At 75.5% G+C, this 16,432-nt stretch carries 18 protein-coding genes; 12 read left to right on the top strand and 6 right to left on the bottom strand.

The window, feature by feature from the left end:
* Positions 1 to 63: 63 nt before the first annotated feature.
* The 10 genes from IE326_RS36725 to IE326_RS36680 all read left to right on the top strand — a co-directional run bounded on the left by IE326_RS36725 (position 64) and on the right by IE326_RS36680 (position 9,633).
* A complete protein-coding gene (locus IE326_RS36725; RefSeq protein WP_190044669.1) occupies positions 64 to 651 on the top strand; it encodes a helix-turn-helix domain-containing protein in 588 nt (195 codons plus the stop codon).
* Between the two features lie 70 nt (positions 652 to 721).
* Positions 722 to 1,690 carry an NADPH:quinone oxidoreductase family protein gene (locus IE326_RS36720; RefSeq protein WP_190044668.1) on the top strand — a complete coding sequence of 323 codons (969 nt, stop codon included), beginning with the start codon at positions 722 to 724 and terminating at the stop codon, positions 1,688 to 1,690.
* The gene (locus IE326_RS36715; RefSeq protein WP_190044667.1) at positions 1,687 to 2,874 is read left to right on the top strand and encodes an acyl-CoA dehydrogenase family protein; all 1,188 of its coding nucleotides are present in this window, start codon (positions 1,687 to 1,689) and stop codon (positions 2,872 to 2,874) included. The genes IE326_RS36720 and IE326_RS36715 overlap by 4 nt, the downstream gene beginning before the upstream one ends.
* Positions 2,871 to 4,046, top strand: coding sequence for an acyl-CoA dehydrogenase family protein (locus IE326_RS36710; RefSeq protein ID WP_190044666.1), 1,176 nt, complete (start codon positions 2,871 to 2,873; stop codon positions 4,044 to 4,046). Before IE326_RS36715 ends, IE326_RS36710 begins: the two co-directional genes overlap by 4 nt.
* 182 nt (positions 4,047 to 4,228) lie before the next feature.
* Positions 4,229 to 5,845 carry an ABC transporter substrate-binding protein gene (locus IE326_RS36705; protein ID WP_190044665.1) on the top strand — a complete coding sequence of 539 codons (1,617 nt, stop codon included), beginning with the start codon at positions 4,229 to 4,231 and terminating at the stop codon, positions 5,843 to 5,845.
* Entirely contained in the window at positions 5,842 to 6,834 is a 993-nt protein-coding gene (locus tag IE326_RS36700; protein ID WP_150234138.1) for an ABC transporter permease, read from the top strand. The genes IE326_RS36705 and IE326_RS36700 overlap by 4 nt, the downstream gene beginning before the upstream one ends.
* Positions 6,827 to 7,663, top strand: a complete 837-nt coding sequence (locus tag IE326_RS36695) for an ABC transporter permease (RefSeq protein WP_190044664.1) — start codon at positions 6,827 to 6,829, stop codon at positions 7,661 to 7,663. Before IE326_RS36700 ends, IE326_RS36695 begins: the two co-directional genes overlap by 8 nt.
* A complete protein-coding gene (locus IE326_RS36690) occupies positions 7,660 to 8,652 on the top strand; it encodes an ABC transporter ATP-binding protein (RefSeq protein ID WP_229915835.1) in 993 nt (330 codons plus the stop codon). Before IE326_RS36695 ends, IE326_RS36690 begins: the two co-directional genes overlap by 4 nt.
* Positions 8,645 to 9,322 carry an ABC transporter ATP-binding protein gene (locus IE326_RS36685; RefSeq protein ID WP_190044662.1) on the top strand — a complete coding sequence of 226 codons (678 nt, stop codon included), beginning with the start codon at positions 8,645 to 8,647 and terminating at the stop codon, positions 9,320 to 9,322. Before IE326_RS36690 ends, IE326_RS36685 begins: the two co-directional genes overlap by 8 nt.
* 116 nt (positions 9,323 to 9,438) lie before the next feature.
* Positions 9,439 to 9,633: a hypothetical protein gene (locus tag IE326_RS36680; RefSeq protein WP_190044661.1), complete on the top strand. Its 195-nt coding sequence runs from the start codon at positions 9,439 to 9,441 to the stop codon at positions 9,631 to 9,633.
* Positions 9,634 to 9,671: 38 nt separating this feature from the next.
* Here the strand turns inward: IE326_RS36680 and IE326_RS36675 are convergent, their stop codons facing one another.
* From IE326_RS36675 to IE326_RS36660, 4 genes are all read right to left on the bottom strand, one after another.
* Entirely contained in the window at positions 9,672 to 10,469 is a 798-nt protein-coding gene (locus IE326_RS36675) for a VOC family protein (protein WP_150234130.1), read from the bottom strand.
* Positions 10,470 to 10,518: 49 nt separating this feature from the next.
* Positions 10,519 to 11,040: an NUDIX domain-containing protein gene (locus tag IE326_RS36670; RefSeq protein WP_150234128.1), complete on the bottom strand. Its 522-nt coding sequence runs from the start codon at positions 11,038 to 11,040 to the stop codon at positions 10,519 to 10,521.
* Positions 11,041 to 11,077: 37 nt separating this feature from the next.
* A complete protein-coding gene (locus tag IE326_RS36665) occupies positions 11,078 to 12,037 on the bottom strand; it encodes a universal stress protein (RefSeq protein ID WP_190044660.1) in 960 nt (319 codons plus the stop codon).
* A gap of 98 nt (positions 12,038 to 12,135) precedes the next feature.
* Positions 12,136 to 12,546: a DUF5997 family protein gene (locus IE326_RS36660; protein ID WP_150234125.1), complete on the bottom strand. Its 411-nt coding sequence runs from the start codon at positions 12,544 to 12,546 to the stop codon at positions 12,136 to 12,138.
* 94 nt (positions 12,547 to 12,640) lie between these two features.
* Here IE326_RS36660 and IE326_RS36655 point away from each other — a divergent pair, with 94 nt between their 5' ends.
* Together IE326_RS36655 and IE326_RS36650 are read left to right on the top strand one after the other, a co-directional pair.
* Positions 12,641 to 13,444: a LysR substrate-binding domain-containing protein gene (locus IE326_RS36655; RefSeq protein ID WP_190044659.1), complete on the top strand. Its 804-nt coding sequence runs from the start codon at positions 12,641 to 12,643 to the stop codon at positions 13,442 to 13,444.
* 72 nt (positions 13,445 to 13,516) lie between these two features.
* On the top strand, positions 13,517 to 14,095 hold the full coding sequence (locus IE326_RS36650; protein WP_190044658.1) for a Type-2Aa cytolytic delta-endotoxin: 579 nt from the start codon (positions 13,517 to 13,519) through the stop codon (positions 14,093 to 14,095).
* A 51-nt stretch (positions 14,096 to 14,146) separates the two neighbouring features.
* Here the strand turns inward: IE326_RS36650 and IE326_RS36645 are convergent, their stop codons facing one another.
* Both IE326_RS36645 and IE326_RS36640 read right to left on the bottom strand, forming a co-directional pair.
* Entirely contained in the window at positions 14,147 to 14,689 is a 543-nt protein-coding gene (locus IE326_RS36645; RefSeq protein WP_190044657.1) for a DUF6328 family protein, read from the bottom strand.
* Between the two features lie 76 nt (positions 14,690 to 14,765).
* Positions 14,766 to 16,424, bottom strand: a complete 1,659-nt coding sequence (locus IE326_RS36640; protein WP_190044656.1) for an FAD-dependent oxidoreductase — start codon at positions 16,422 to 16,424, stop codon at positions 14,766 to 14,768.
* Positions 16,425 to 16,432: the final 8 nt, after the last annotated feature.

The following is a 16,432-nucleotide window of genomic DNA, read 5'->3' as shown; positions in this document are numbered from 1 at the left end:
CGAGGGTCACCCGGGACGTGCCGTCACCGCAAGGAAAGTTGCCGGTTCTGCAACATTGGGGGCATGACAGAAGACGACCGCATCGACGCCGTCCTCACCGAGGTCGGCCCCCGGCTGCGCCGGGTCCGCCGCGACCGGGGGGTGACCCTGGCCGAGCTCTCCGCCGCCACCGGCATCTCCGTCTCGACCCTCTCCCGCCTGGAGTCCGGGCAGCGCAGGCCCAGCCTCGAACTGCTCCTCCCGCTCGCCCGCGCCCACCAGGTGCCGCTGGACGAGCTGGTCGGCGCCCCGCCGGTGGGCGACCCCCGGGTGCGGGCCCGGCCGATCGTCCGGCACGGCCGCACGATGTACCCGCTCACCCGCCAGCCCGGCGGCCTCCAGGCGTACAAGGTGATCCAGGAGAAGGCGTCCGAGCAGCCGGACCCCCGGGTCCACGAGGGGTACGAGTGGCTGTACGTGCTCTCGGGGAGGCTGCGGCTGGTGCTGGGCGAGCACGACGTGGTGCTCGGCGCGGGCGAGGCGGCCGAGTTCGACACGCGGGTGCCGCACTGGTTCGGGCCGACCGCCGACGGGCCGGTGGAGTTCCTGAGCCTGTACGGGCCGCAGGGCGAGCGGATGCACGTACGGGCGCGGCCCAAGAAGTCCGGCTGAGTGGTTCCCCCGAAGGCAAGCGACCGCTTAGTATGCGGCCGACCGCTCGGTACGGACGGAGGCTCGACGGATGCAGGCATGGCGAGTGCACGAGAACGGCGAACCCGGCGCGGTGATGCGCCGCGAGGAGGTGGACGTCCCCGAGCCCGGCCCCGGCCAGGTCCGGCTCAGGGTGCGCGCCGCGAACGTCAACTTCCCCGACGCGCTGCTCTGCCGGGGCCACTACCAGGTCAGGCCGCCGCTGCCCTTCACCCCCGGCGTCGAGATCTGCGGCGAGACCGAGGACGGGCGGCGGGTCATCGCCACCGCCGCCCTCCCGCACGGCGGCTTCGCCGGGCACGCCCTCGCCGACGCCGCCGCACTGCTCCCGGCCCCCGACGCCCTCGACGACGCCGAGGCCGCCGCCCTCCACATCGGCTACCAGACCGGCTGGTTCGGCCTCCACCGGCGCGCCGCCCTCCGGGCGGGCGAGACCCTCCTCGTGCACGCCGCCGCCGGAGGCGTCGGCAGCGCCGCCGTCCAGCTCGGCAAGGCCGCGGGCGCCACCGTCATCGGCGTGGTCGGCGGCCCCGAGAAGGCCGCCGTCGCCCGCGCCCTCGGCTGCGACCTGGTGATCGACCGCCGCGCCGAGGACGTCGTCGCCGCCGTCAAGGCCGCCACCGGCGGCCGCGGCGCCGACGTGATCTACGACCCGGTCGGCGGCGAGGCGTACCAGCAGTCCGCCAAGTGCGTCGCCTTCGAGGGCCGGATCGTCGTCGTCGGCTTCGCGAGCGGCACCGTCCCCGCGCCCGCCCTCAACCACGCCCTGGTGAAGAACTACTCGGTCCTGGGCCTCCATTGGGGCCTCTACGCCCAGCGCGACCCGGCCGCCGTCCTCCGCTGCCACGAGACCCTCGCCGAACTCGCCGCCAAGGGGAGCATCAAGCCGCTCGTCGCCGAACGCGTCCCCTTCGCGGGCGCCGCCGACGCCGTCCAGCGCGTCGCCGACGGCACCACCACCGGCCGCCTCGTCGTCCTCCCGGAAGGAGCCCGCGCATGACCGACGCCGCCGAACTCCGGGAGCGCACGAGGGCCCTGCTCGCCGCGCACCCGCCCGCCACCACCGGCAGGACCGACTTCCTCCGGGCCCGCTTCGACGCCGGACTGGCCTGGGTCCACTACCCGGCGGGCCTCGGCGGACTCGACGCCCCCCGCTCCCTCCAGGCCGTCGTCGACGCCGAACTCGCCGCCGCCGGAGCCCCCGACAACGACCCGCGCCGCATCGGCATCGGTCTCGGCATGGCCGCCCCCACCCTCCTCGCCCACGGCTCCGGCGAGGTCGCGTCCCGCTTCCTGCGCCCCCTGTGGACCGGCGAGGAGGTGTGGTGCCAGCTCTTCAGCGAGCCCGGCGCCGGCTCCGACCTCGCCGCCCTCGCCACCCGCGCGGTCCGCGACGAGGCCACCGGCGACTGGATCGTGGACGGACAGAAGGTGTGGACCTCCAGCGCCCACACCGCCCGCTGGGCCATCCTCATCGCCCGCACCGATCCCGGCCTGCCCAAGCACCGGGGCATCACCTACTTCGTCTGCGACATGACCGACCCCGGCGTCGAGGTCCGCCCGCTGCGGCAGATCACCGGCGAGGCCGAGTTCAACGAGGTCTTCCTCACCGGCGTCCGCATCCCCGACGCCCACCGCCTCGGCGCGGTCGGCGACGGCTGGCGGGTCGCGCAGACCACCCTCATGAACGAGCGGGTCTCCATCGGCGGCGCCCGCATCCCCCGCGAGGGCGGCATGATCGGCAAGGCCGCCGCCGTCTGGCGCGACCGCCCCGGCCTGCGCACCCACGCCCTCCACCGCCGCCTCCTCGGCCTCTGGGTGGACGCCGAGGTGGCCCGGCTCACCGGCGAGCGGCTGCGCCAGCAGCTCGTCGCCGGCGAGCCCGGCCCCGAGGGCAGCGCCATGAAGCTCGGCTTCGCCCGCCTCAACCAGGCCATCAGCGGCCTGGAGGTCGAACTCCTCGGCGACGAGGGCCTGCTCTACGAGGACTGGACCATGCGCCGGCCGGAGCTGGTCGACTTCACCGGGCGCGACGCGGGCTACCGCTACCTGCGCTCCAAGGGCAACTCGATCGAGGGCGGCACCAGCGAGGTGCTGCTCAACATCGTCGCCGAGCGGGTCCTCGGCCTCCCGCCGGAGCCCCGCAACGACAAGGACGTCCCCTGGAAGGACCTCGCCCGATGAGCCCCGAGAGCCCCCGGAACCCCCACGGCCCCGACAGTCCCCCGAGCCCCGACGGCCTTCAGGGCCCCGGGAGCCCCGACGCCCTCCGGGGGCACGAGCCGGACCTCCTCTACTCCGACACCGAGGACGCCCTGCGGGACGCCGTCCGCTCCCTGCTCGCCGACCGGGCCGGGCACCAGACGGTCCTCGACCGGATCGAGACCGGCGACCCGTACCCCACCGGCCTCTGGCAGGCGCTCGCCGCCGGCATCGGCGCCGCCGGGCTGCTCGTCCCCGAGAAGCTGGGCGGCCAGGGCGCGAGCCACCGCGAGGCCGCGGTGGTCCTGGAGGAGCTGGGCCGGGCCGTCGCCCCCGCCCCCTACCTGACCAGCGCGGTGGTGGCGACCGAGACCCTGCTCGCCCTCGGCCCGGGGGACGGCCCGGCGGCCGGGCTGCTCGCCGCGATGGCGGCGGGGGAGCGGACCGCCGTCCTGGCGGTCCCCCTCACCACGGCGCCCCGCACGGCCTTCGAGGCCACGGGCCCGGTGCGGGCCGTCGCCGACGCGGCAGCCGCCGACGTCCTCCTCGTGCCCCGGCCCGACGGGCTGTACGCCGTGCCCGCCGCCGAGGCCGTGATCACCCCCGTCACCCCGCTCGACCTGACCCGTCCGCTCGCCGTCGTCGACGCCGGCGGGAGCGCCGGCACCCGGCTGGCGGGCGGCGGGGAGAGCCGGGCGGCGGTGCGGCGCGGACTGCTCGCCGGGGCGGGGCTGCTCGCCTCCGAACAGCTGGGCCTCGCCGAGTGGTGCCTGGAGGAGACCGTCCGGCACACCCGGGAGCGGTACCAGTTCAACCGGCCGGTCGGCTCCTTCCAGGCGCTCAAGCATCGGATGGCCCACCTCTGGCTGGACCTCGTCGGCGCCCGGGCGGCGGCCCGCGCCGCCGCCGACGCCCTCGCCGCCGGCGCGGCCGACGCCGAACTGACGGTGGCCGTGGCCCAGGCGTACTGCTCCGGGGTCGCCGTCCGCGCGGCCGAGGAGTGCGTGCAGCTGCACGGCGGGATCGGCATGACCTGGGAGCACCCGGCCCACCTGGCGCTCAAGCGGGCCAAGGCCGATCAGGTGGCGCTGGGCACGGCGGGGCACCACCAGGACGTCGTCGCCGACCTGGCGGAGCTGCCCGCCCCCGCCTGACGCTTACTGTCCGACCTGTCCGGCCGGCCCCCTCCGGCCCGACCCGTCCGGCCTCCGCCCTCCGGCCCCGGACCGCCCCCGGGCGCCGGAGTAAGGGGCCCATGTGTCCGCACCCCTTTACGTACGGTTTAATTGCGAGTCGTTCGCAACAACCGACGATCTTCAAAAGGGGTGTGGGCACGATGGCCGCCCGAACCGTCCGCCGCGCGACCGCCGCGACCGTCACCGGGGCCCTCGCCCTCGCCACCGCGGCCTGCACGAACCCCGGAGCCGGCCCCGGCGGTTCCGCCGGCCCCAAGGACTCCGCCGTCGTCGGCATCGCCTACGAACCCGACACCCTCAGCCCGCTCCTCGGCTACGGCAAGGACGGCAACTCGAAGATCTTCGACGGCCTCCTCGCCCTCGACGCCGACATGAGGCTGAAGCCCGCCCTCGCCGCGAAGCTCCCGCACGTCGGCGACGGCGGACTGACCTACACGTACACCCTCCGCACCGACGTCACCTTCAGCGACGGCGAGCCCTTCACCGCCGAGGACGTCGTCTTCACCTACCGGACGATCCTCGACCCGAAGACCAACAACCCCTCCCGCACCGAACTCGACGCCCTGAAGAGCGTCGAGGCCGTCGGCGACGACACCGTGGTCTTCCACCTCAAGTACCCCTACGCGCCCTTCGCCGAGCGCACCGTCCACGCCATCGCCCCCGCCCACGTCGCGGGGAAGCAGGACGTCAACACCGGCGCCTTCACCACCAGGCCCATAGGCACCGGCCCCTACGTCCTCACCGGCTGGTCCAAGGGCGAGAAGCTCACCTTCGAGGCCAACCCGACGTACTGGAACGGCGCCCCCGCGATCAAGAAGTTCACCATGGCGATCGTCAAGGACGACGACGTCCGCGCCACCCGCCTGCGCGCCGGCGACCTCGACGGCGCCATCCTGCCGCCCAACCTCGCCGCCGGCTTCGACGGCGACAAGGGGAAGAAGACCTACGCGGCCAAGACCTACGACTACCGCACCGTCACCCTCCCCACCCACAACCCCGTCGCCGGCGACACCGCCGTCCGCCGCGCCCTCGACGTCGCCGTCGACCGCCGGGCCATGGTCGACAAGATCCTCGAAGGCGCCGGCAAGCCCGCCTACGGCCCCGTCCCCACCGACGACCCCTGGTTCGCCGAGGGCACCGAGCGCCGCCACGACCTCGCCGGCGCGCAGAAGATCCTCGACGAGGCCGGCTGGAAGCCCGGCCCCGACGGCGTCCGCGTCAAGAACGGCGTCCGCGCCGCCTTCCCCCTCTGGTACCTCTCCGGCGACAAGCTCCGCCAGGACCACGCCCTCGCCTACGCCTCCGACGCCAAGAAGGCCGGCATCGAGATCACCACCCAGGCCGGCACCTGGGAGGTCATCGAACCCCGCATGAAGACCGACGCCGTCCTCGCCGGCGGCGGCTCGCCCGGCGACCCCGACTTCGACCAGTACCTCCTCCTGAAGTCCACCCTCGCCGGCGACGGCTTCAACAACATGGCCTGGTACGACAACAAGACCGTCGACCGCGCCCTGGAGGACGGCCGCCGCACCGCCGACGACACCCGCCGCAAGGCCGCGTACGACACCGTCCAGCGCGAACTCGCCAAGGACCCCGGCTACACCTTCCTCACCCACATCGACCACCTCTACGTCGTGAACGACTCCTGGGACGGCCTGAGCACCCAGACCGAGCCCCACGACCACGGCCTCGCCGCCGGACCCTGGTGGAACGTCGAGACCTGGCAGCCGAAGAAGACCGGGGACGCCCAGAAGTGAGCCGCCGCCTCCCCTGGGGGGCCATGGCCCGGATGACGGGACGGCGCGCCCTCGCCGCCGTCCCCGTCCTCCTCGGCGTCACCCTCGCGGTCTTCGCCGTCGCCGAAGCCTCCCCCTTCGACCCCGTCAAGGCGTACGCCGGCACCGCCGGCCTCACCGCCTCCCAGGAGAACCTCGACCAGCTCCGCCACAACCTCGGCGTCGACCGGCCCCTCCTCACCCGCTGGTGGGACTGGCTCACCGCCGCCGTCACCGGCGACCTCGGCGACTCCTCCGTGATGCGCCGCCCCGTCGCCGACGTCGTCACCGAACGCCTCGGCTGGTCCGTCCTCCTCGCCGTCACCGCCTTCGCCCTGGCCATCGCGCTCGGCACCCTCCTCGGCGTCCTCGCCGGCCGCCGCCGCGGCGGCCTCCTCGACCGGGCCGTCAGCGCCCTCGCGTACACCCTGGAAGCCGCCCCCGCCTTCTGGCTCGGCCTCCTCGCCATCTGGTTCTTCGCCCTGAAGCTCGGCGTCCTGCCCGCCGGCGGCCTCACCGACACCGCCAGCGACACCGTCACCTTCGACCAGGTCGCCCGCCACCTCGTGCTGCCCGCGCTCGTCCTCGGCGTCTCCCAGCTGCCGTGGTTCTTCCTCTACGTCCGCCAGGGCGTCGGCGACGCCCTCGACGAGGACCCGGTGCGCGGCGCCCGCGCCCGCGGCCTCGCCGAACGGACCGTCCTCACCGGCCACGCCCTGCGCTCCGGCATGCTCCCGATGCTCACCCTCATCGGCTCCCGCGTGCCCGAGGTCATCACCGGAGCCCTCCTCGTGGAGACCGTCTTCAGCTGGCCCGGCATCGCCGCCGCCACCGTCCAGGCCGCCACCGCCGTCGACTTCCCGCTGCTCGCCGCGCTCACCGTGCTCGCCACCGCCGCCGTCCTCCTCGGCAACCTCCTCTCCGACCTCCTCTACGGACTCGCCGACCCCAGGGTGGGCTTCGATGGCTGACCCCCGCACCCACCGCCTCCGGCTGTGGACCTCCGCGCTCGTCGTCGGCGCCGTCGTCCTCGCCGTCCTCCTCGTCCCCCCGCTCGTCCAGCTCGACGAACAGGCCGTCGACCTCTCGCGCAAGCTCCTCCCGCCCTCCTGGGAACACCCCTTCGGCACCGACGACGTCGGCCGCGACCTCCTCCTGCGCTGCGTCTACGGCCTGCGGATCTCCCTGCTCGTCGGCCTCGTCGCCGCCCTCGTCGCCACCGTCCTCGGCACCGCAGTCGGCGCCGCCGCGGGTGCCCTCGGCGGCTGGACCGACCGCACCCTGATGCGGCTCGTCGACGCCTTCTCCTCCGTGCCGCACCTGCTCCTCGGCATCTTCGTCGTCGCCCTCTTCCGCCCCGGCGTCTGGCCGGTCATCGCCTCCGTCGCGGTCACCCACTGGCTCTCCACCGCCCGCATCGTCCGCTCCGAGGTCCTCTCCCTGCGGACCCGCCCCCACATCGAGGCGGCCATCTCCGGCGGCGCCTCGCGCCGCCGCGTCGCCACCCGCCACCTGCTCCCCGCCGTCCTCCCGCAGGCCGGCCTCGCCGCCGTCCTGATGGTCCCGCACGCCATGTGGCACGAGTCCGCCCTCTCCTTCCTCGGCCTCGGCCTCCCCAGCCACCAGGCCAGCCTCGGCAACCTCGTCCAGTCCGCCCGCTCCTCCCTCCTCGCCGGCGACTGGTGGCCCACCCTCTTCCCCGGCCTCTTCCTCATCGTCCCCACCCTCGCCCTCGCCGGCCTCGCCGGCGTCTGGCGCGACCGACTGAACCCCCGCCGCCGATCGGAGCTGATGCTGTGAACGCCCGCGTCGCCCGCGCCCTGGACGCCGTCACCGCCGAGCGGGCCGGGGACGCGCTGCTCAGCGTCCGGGACCTCACCGTCCGCTTCCGGCTGCGCGGCGGACGGACCGTCGCCGCCGTCACCGGCGCCGACTTCGACCTGGCGGCGGGGGAGTGCCTGGCGCTCGTCGGGGAGTCCGGCTGCGGGAAGTCGGTGCTCGCCTCGGCGCTCCTCGGACTGCTCCCGGCGAACGCCGAGACCTCCGGCAGCGCCCTGCTCGACGGGACCGACCTGCTCGCCGCCGACGAGAAGACCCTCGCCCGCACCGTACGGGGACGGCGCGTCGGACTCGTGCCGCAGAGCCCGGCCGCGCACCTCACCCCGGTGCGGACCGTGCGGGCGCACCTGGAGGAGACCGTCCGGGCCCTCACCCGGACCCCGCGGGCCGGGCGGCGGAAGGCCGCCGAGGAGGCCGCGGACCGCGCCGCCTTCCCCGCCACCCACCTCGACGCCCATCCGCACGAGCTCTCCGGCGGCCTCGCCCAGCGCGCCGCCACCGCCCTCGCCCTCATCGGCGACGCGCCCCTGCTCCTCGCCGACGAACCCACCACCGGCCTCGACCGCGACCTCGTCGAGCGCACCGCCGACGAACTGCGCCGGCACGCCGACGACGGCCGCGGCCTGCTCCTTATCACCCACGACCTCACCGCCGCCGCCCGCATCGCCGACCGGGTGGCCGTCATGTACGCGGGCCGGATCGTCGAGATCGCCCCCGCCCACCGCTTCTTCGGCACCACCGGCCCCGACCACCCCTACGCCCGGGGCCTCCTCGACGCCCTGCCCGAGCGGGCGTTCACCCCGATTCCCGGCATGCCGCCGGAACTCTCCGACCTGCCCGAGGGCTGCGCCTTCGCCCCGCGCTGCCCGCGCGCCACCGACCTCTGCGCCACCGTCCCGGCCCTCCGCGCCGGCGTGGCCTGCCACCACCCGGAGCGGCCCCGTGCTTGAACTCGCCTCCGTCACCGCCGGCTACGAGCCCCGCAGGCCGGTCTTCCGCGGCGCCTCCCTCACCGTCGCGCCCGGTGAGGCCGTCGGACTCCTCGGGCCCAGCGGCTGCGGCAAGTCCACCCTCGCCCGGGTCGCCGCCCTGCTGCACCGGCCCGACGCCGGACGGCTCGTCCTTGACGGCACCGAGGTCACGGCCTGGCGCCACCGCGCCCCCCGGGCGCTGCGCACCGCCGTCGGCGTCGTCTTCCAGCAGCCCCGCACCGCGGCCGACCCCCGCCTCACCCTCGCCGACCTCATCGCGGAACCGCTGCGCGCCACCGGCCGCAAGGGCGAGGCGGCCGACCGGGTCGCCGAACTCGCCCCCGCCGTCGGCCTCACCCCCGAACTGCTGACCCGCCGCCCCCACGCGGTCAGCGACGGCCAGCTCCAGCGCGCCTGCCTCGCCCGCGCGCTCAGCCTCCGGCCCCGCTGGCTGGTCTGCGACGAGATGACGGCCATGCTCGACGCCTCCACGACCGCCGCCCTCGTCGCCGCCGTGGAGACCTACCGCGAGCAGACCGGCGCCGGACTGCTCGCCGTCGGCCACGACCGGGTCCTCCTGAACCGCTGGTGCGACCGCACGGTCGAATGGCGGGACTGTCTGCCCGCCGAGGGGCCCCCGGGGCGCTGAGGCGCCGGTCTCACCCGGATGGCCGCCCCGCCGTTCCCCCGGACGGACCGTACATTCCGCCACACTGTCCGCCGAACGCCGCAATTCCGGTGCGGCAGAAGAAGGACGTGAGGGCGATGGTCGTTTCCGTTTCCGTCGTGGTGCTGCTGCTCGTACTGACCGTGGTCTTCCTCCGCAGCGGCGGACTGAAGGTCTCCCACGCCGTGGTCTGCGCCCTGCTCGGCTTCTTCCTCGCCGGCACGAGCATGGCCCCCACCATCCAGGACGGGGTCGCCTCCACCGCCGAGATCGTCTCCAGCCTGCGGCCGTGAGCGTTCCGGCACTGTGAAGCGTCCGTGAAGCCCGGCGGTCAGACCATGGGCGGCATCTCGCCGACCGTGGTGCGGACGTCGATCACCGCGAACACCGCGCCCTGCGGGTCGCGCAGGGCGGCGAACCGCCCGAAGGGACTGTCCATCGGCCCGAACAGGGCGGTCCCGCCGAGCCGCCGGGCCGCGGTCACCGCCAGGTCGCAGTTGTCGACCGCGAAGTAGACCTGGAGGTAGGAGGGGACCTCCGGGGGGAGGTCCTCGTCCGTCAGCCGCATCCGGCCGAGCACCGGCCCGTCGCCCAGGTCGAAGACCTTGTAGTCGACCGCGTCGTCCGCCATCCGCTTCGCGCCGTAGCCGAAGACGGCCGTGAAGAACGCGTCGGACGCCGCCGGATCGCGGGTGAAGACCTCCGCCCACACGTACGCGCCGGACTCCCCCTCCAGCTCGAAGCCCTCGTGGACCCCGGCCTGCCACAGGCCGAACACCACGCCCGCCGGATCCCGCGCGATGCACATCGAGCCGAAGTCGCCGACCCGCATCGGCTCCATCAGCACCTCGCCGCCCGCGTCCCGGATCCGCCCCGCGGCGGCCTCCACGTCGTCCGAGGCGAGGTAGAGGCACCAGGCGGACTGCGGCGGCTCCTCGCCGCCGGGCATCGGCGGGACGACGGCGGCGACCGCCTTCCCGTCCTTGTACGCCTGGGTGTAGTTGCCGAACTCCGTCGACGCCTCGCCGAAGGTCCAGCCCAGCACGTCGCCGTAGAAGGTCCTGGCGCCCTCGGCGTCGGTGAACATCGCGTCGGTCCAGACCGGGGTTCCCTCGGGTCGTGCGGCCATGACGTGCTCTCGCTTCCGGTCGGTGACGGCAGGGAGTCCGTGACCCACGCTAGTCACGACCCGGCCGTCCCGCGCGGCGGAGCGCGTACCGGTGGAACGGCGCCTCCGGGACCGCCAGCCCCGGCCGCCACACCCCGAGCACCTGCGCGGACGGCAGGAACAGCGCCGACGGCAGCCGCTCCGGGTCGGTCCACTCCCAGCGCTCGATCTTCTCCGGCTCGGCCACCGCCGGGGTCCCGGTGAAGACCCGCACCACCGTCGCCGCCGTCATCCGGGTCAGCTCCGCCGAGGTCACCGTGTCCAGCAGCAGCCCCAGCACCTCCACGTCGGCCGCGCCGGCCACCAGCGTGGTCTCCTCGGCCAGCTCGCGCGCCGCCGCCTCCTCGATCGACTCGCCCGGCTCGACCCCGCCGCCCGGCAGCTCCCACACCCCCGAACGGTCGAGGCCGAGCAGCACCCGGCCCCGCCCGTCGAGCACCACGACCCCGGCGCCCAGCGCGGCGCGCGGGACCGGCGGACGGGTGTTGCGGGAGGCGGCGGCGGGATCGGAGGCGTACGGGAGAGGGCTCATGGCCCCTGTCTACCAGCCGGCGCCGACAGCCCGGCCCTCACGCCCCGGCGGCCGGCGGCACCACCGCCACCGGGCACCCCGCGTGGTGCAGCACCGCGTGCGCCACCGACCCCACCAGGAGCTCCGCGATCCGGTGCCGGTGGTGCCGCCCCACGACCAGCAGCGCCGCCTCCCGCGACCCGTCCACGAGGAGCCCCGCCGCGTCCCCCGGCGCCACCGTCCCGGTCAGCTCCACCCCCGGCCACCGCTCGGCGAAGGGCCGCAGCCGCGCCTCCTGTTCCCGGCGCGCCTCCGCGAGCAGCTCCTCCGTGTCGTCCGCGAGCGGCAGCGGCGGCGGCACCTGGAGGGCCGGGGAGGGTGCCGCGGCCAGCGCCGCCGGGTTCGGCGGCAGCCGCAGCCCGGTCAGCGCCTCCAGCGGGACCCGGCGCAGCGACGCGGCCCCGAAGGCGAACTCCACCACCTCGTCCGGGGTCTCCTCCGGATGCAGCCCGAGCAGCACCCGCCCGGCCCGCGGCCCGCTCTCCAGGGAGGCGGTGCGCGCCTCGTGCGGGACCACCACCAGCGGGCAGGGCGAGCGGGCGGCCAGCGTCCGGCCGGTGGAACCGAGCAGCAGACTGGCGAAACCGCCGTGCCCCCGGGACCCCGTCACCAGCAGCCGGGCGTCCGAGGCGGCCCGGGGCAGCGCCTCGGTGACGGTCCCGTCCAGCGACGCGTACCGCACCGGCACCGCGTGGCCCCGGTCCTCCACCACGGTCCGCACCGCGTCCAGGACCGTGTCCGGCAGCTCCGGCTCCGTGCCCAGCGAGGCGATCCGGGCGGCGCCCAGCTGGAGGGCGTCGGAGCGGACGTGTGCCACGACGAGGGGGACGTCCAGGGCCTCCGCGGCGCCCAGCGCCCAGGACAGGGCGCGCAGACTGTGCGCGGAGCCGTCGACGGCGGCGACGACCGGCCGCTCGCGCCCGGCGCTCTCGTGGTTCCTGCGGCTCTCGGGATTCATGGGGGGATCCCTCCCGCGTCCGGCGCCGCGCCACGCCGGTACCGCCCGGGCGGGCCGGCCGGACCGATCCGCCGGGCCGGTCCGCGGTCAGCCGCCGGTCAGGCGTCCTGCCCGCGGGCGGCCCGCTCGGCCGCGCGGCGGGCGTCGCGCTCCTTGATGCGCACGGTCTCCTTGCGGACCTCGGACTGGGTGGCGCGCTCCTTGACCAGCCACTCCGGCGCCTCGGCCTTCAGGGCCTCGATCTGCTCGGTGGTCAGCGGGTCGGTGATCCCGCCCCGGGCGAGGCCGGAGATGGAGATGCCGAGCTTGGCCGCGACCACGGGGCGCGGGTGCGGGCCGTTCTGCCGCAGCTCCTTGAGCCAGGCGGGCGGGTTCGCCTGGAGTTCGTTCAGCTCGGAGCGCGAGACGACACCCTCCTGGAAATCGGCGGGGGTGGCCTCGAGGTACACACCCAGCTTCTTGGCCGCGGTGGCCGGCTTCATCGTCTGGGCGTTCTGGTGCGACGTCATGGGGTCCAGGGTATCGAGCGCGCGGGCCCCTCCCGACCACGGCCGCCCTCCGACCTGGGCCGACGGGCCGTCCGCCGCCGGGTAACCTGGCCGGGTGACAGACTCCGCCCCGGCCCCCACGACCTTCCGGCTCGCCTACGTGCCCGGTGTGACCCCCGCGAAGTGGGTGCGGGTCTGGATCGAACGGCTGCCGGACGTCCGGCTCGACCTCGTCCAGGTCGCCCCCGGCGAGTCCTGCGGCGCGCTGCGCTCCGGCGACGTGGACGCCGCGCTGCTGCGGCTGCCCGTCGACGGCGAGGACCTGAGCGCGATCCCGCTGTACGAGGAGACCACCGTGGTGGTCGTGCCCAAGGACCACCTGTTCGCCGCGGCCGAGGAGCTGTCCCCGGCGGACCTGGCCGAGGAGCTGGTCCTGCACCCGCTGGACGACACCCTCGACTGGACGGCGCCGCCCGGCCGGCCGGCCTTCCAGCGGCCCGAGACCACCGGCGACGCGATCGAGCTGGTCGCCGCGGGCGTCGGCGTGCTCGTCGTCCCGCAGTCGCTGGCCCGGCTGCACCACCGCAAGGACCTCACCTACCGCACGATCACCGGCGTCCCCCGGTCCCGCGTGGCGCTCTCCTGGCCGAAGGCCGAGGAGACCCCCGACCTGGTGGAGGAGTTCATCGGGATCGTCCGGGGCCGGACCGTCAACAGCACCCGGGGCCGGCGCGCGGAGGCCGAGAAGGGCCGGAAGACGGCTCCGAAGCCCGCGAAGAAGCCCGCCCAGGGCGCGAAGACCGGAGGTGCGAAGGCCGGCGGCGCGAAGAAGACCGCCGGGGGCAGGCCCGCGAAGCCCGCCCGGGGCAAGGCCGGCGGCGCCGCCGGCCGGAGCGGGAAGCCCCGCCGCGGCCGCTGACCGGCCCCCTCGGCATACTCCTCCTGATGATCACGCGCCCACCGCGGTGGGCCACGAGAACAGGAGCGCCCTTTGGCCGCCAGTTTCAGGACCGTGATCGAGGTGGCACCCGCCCACCTCGACGAGGCCCGCTCGATGGACCGGGTCTTCCAGGAGGCGATCGCCCCCGCCACCGTCAACTTCGACTTCGAGGCGATCCGGGCGGCGGCCGCCGCCGTCCCCGACACCACCGTCGTCCGCATGGTGCGCGGCTGGGGGCTCAAGGAGCACGCCCCGCTGCTCGTCATGGTGCTCTCGCTGAAGGAGGCGGTCCGCCAGGCGCTGCCGCCCGAGTGCGCGGAGGCGGGCTTCTGGGGGACCGTGGAGCGGGAGCTGATCGCCGCCTTCACCGGCCTCGGCGAGCAGCGGGGACAGCCCGGACTGTCCTTCTACGAACAGTCCGCGGACCGCACCCGCTACTACCGCGACCTCTTCTTCGCCCTCCAGGACGAGGGCTCGGGCGACGCCCTGCACGCCCTCGCGTTCTGCGTGGACGTCACCGTGGAGCTGCCCGAGGAGCAGGTGCTCGGCCTCGCCCTGACGGACACGGCGCCGTTCGCCGTCGGGCTCAACGCGATCGTGCTGCGCCGCCCGCTCCCCGTCGCGGCCTGACCCCGCGCCGTACCGGCTGCGTCCGCCGGCCCGCCGTCCCGGGCCGGACCCTCAGCGCGGCCACGGTCCGTAACCGTCCTCGGCCCTGTGGTGCCCGTTGCCGTTCCCGTTCGCGCTGCGCCGGGTGAGCAGCGGCACGGCGAACCAGCAGAGCGCCAGCCACACCGCCATCAGGGCGACCAGCCACAGTGCGAGCCCGTCGCCCAGCACCATCCGCATGATCAGCAGGAACGTCGACACCATCGTCAGGTAGAGCAGCACCACCCCCACCAGCGTCAGGCGCCCCGCCCAGGACACCGCCTCCGGCTTCATCCGGCGCCCGGCCACCAGCCGGTGCACCGCCACCGGCGCGACGAGCGCGCCCGTGGTCGCCGCTCCCAGACACACCGTGACGACGTAGATCCCCCGGTCCACCGCGCCCAGTTCCGCGAAACGCGGCTGGAAGACGACGGCGACCAGGAAGCCGAACAGGATCTGGGTGCCCGTCTGGGCCACCCGCAGTTCCTGGAGGAGTTCGTTCCAGCGGCGGTCGGCCCGCTGCGCGGGACTCTCCCCCCGTCCGTCGTCGTGCCGGCCGTTGTCGGCGGTGGTCATACGGGGCGGGTGCCCCCGCGCCCGCCCCGCATGCCCCTCCCCGTCCGGGTGCGTCTTCTCCGCGCACCCCGTCCGGTCAGCCCACGGCGCCGCGCAGCCGGCTGCGGCGGGCCGCCGCGACCAGTTCGGGGACGGTCGCCAGCTTCACCCGGGGACGGCCGGCCGCCGCGCCCCGGGCCCGTTCGACGCGGTCGATGGCGGCCAGTCCGCGGGCGTCGACCAGGCTCCGGCTGCGGCTGCGGACGAGCCGCCCGAAGGCCTTCGCGGAGCCGGCCGGCCGGGTCAGGCGCCCGTCGACGGCGTCGGCGAGCAGGCTGCCGACGGTCTCGGCGGCGCAGCTCCGGTTGGCGCCGATGCCGCCGGACGGACCGCGCTTGATCCAGCCGACGACGTAGGTGCCGGTCATGCCGTCCACCCGGCCCGCGGTGTGCGGGACGGTGCCGGTGGCCTCGTCGAAGGGCAGGCCCGGCAGCGGGACGCCCCGGTGGCCGACGGCGCGGACGAGCAGTCCGGCCGGGATCTCGACCGCTCCGCCGGCGCCCCCGGCGCGGACGGCGCGGACCGCGTCCGGGCCGACGGCCTCCTCGGGCGCCGAGTGGAAGCGGAGCACGATCCGGCGCCGTCCGGCGCCGGGGCCGCGGCTCCAGTCGACGGCCTCGCGCGCCGCGTCCTTGAGGAGCGCGGCCTTGTCGCCGGGCGCGGCGGCGTCGACGGCCGCGGCGATCCGCGGGTCGTGAGTGTCGAGGACGAGGTCGACGCCGGGCAGCCGGCCGAGCGCGAGGAGCTCGGAGGCGGTGTACGCGGCGTCCTCGGGGCCGCGCCGGCCGAGCAGCACCACCTCGCGGACCCGGGAGCCGCGCAGGGCGGCCAGCGCGTGGTCGGCGATGTCGGTGGCGGCGAGGGCGGCGGGGTCGGCGACGAGGATCCGGGCCACGTCGAGGGCGACGTTGCCGGTGCCGGCGATCACGACCCGCTCGGCCGTGCCGAGGGCGACCGAGCCGGGCGCGGTCTCCGGGTGGGCGTTGTACCAGGAGACGAGGGTGGCCGCGGAGAGGCTGCCGGGCAGGTCCTCGCCGGGGATGCCGAGGCGCCGGTCGGACGGGGCGCCGACCGCGTACACGACCGCGTCGTGGTGGGCGGCCAGCTCCTCGGCGGTGACGTCGCGGCCGATCTCCACGCCGAGCCGGACGGTGGCCCGGGGGTGGGTGTGGAAGCGGGCGAGGGCGTCGCCCGCGCCTTTGGTGCCGGGGTGGTCGGGGGCCACGCCGTAGCGGACGAGGCCGCCGGCCACCGGGAGCCGGTCGATGAGGGTGACCTCGGCGTTGGTGTGGAGCAGCAGGTCCTCGGCGGCGTACATGCCGGCGGGGCCGGTGCCGACGACGGCGACCCGGAGGGGGGCGAAGTCGGAGGGCAGCGAGCGGGTGAAGGACGGCTCGCCCCAGGGGTGGAAGGTGGGGGAGGCGAGGACGGGGGCGGGTTCGCGGCCCTCGTAGTAGGCGGCGTTGATCCCCTCGTACGCCTTGAGGGGCTCGGTGAGCCGGTCGACGGGGAAGATCGCGTCGACCGGGCAGGCGTCGGCGCAGGCGCCGCAGTCGATGCAGCTCTTCGGGTCGACGTAGAGCATCTCGGTGGTGCCGAAGTCCGGCTCCTCGGGCGTCGGGTGGATGCAGTTGACCGGGCAGACGGCGACGCAGGTGGCGTCGGAGCAGCAGGTCTGGGTGATGGCGTAGGTCATGGCGGCGG

The organism is Streptomyces filamentosus, assembly GCF_014654895.1.
Classification (GTDB): Bacteria; Actinomycetota; Actinomycetes; order Streptomycetales; family Streptomycetaceae; genus Streptomyces; species Streptomyces filamentosus.
Note: the sequence above shows the minus strand (reverse complement) of the source record. Positions and strands in the feature narration are given on the sequence as shown.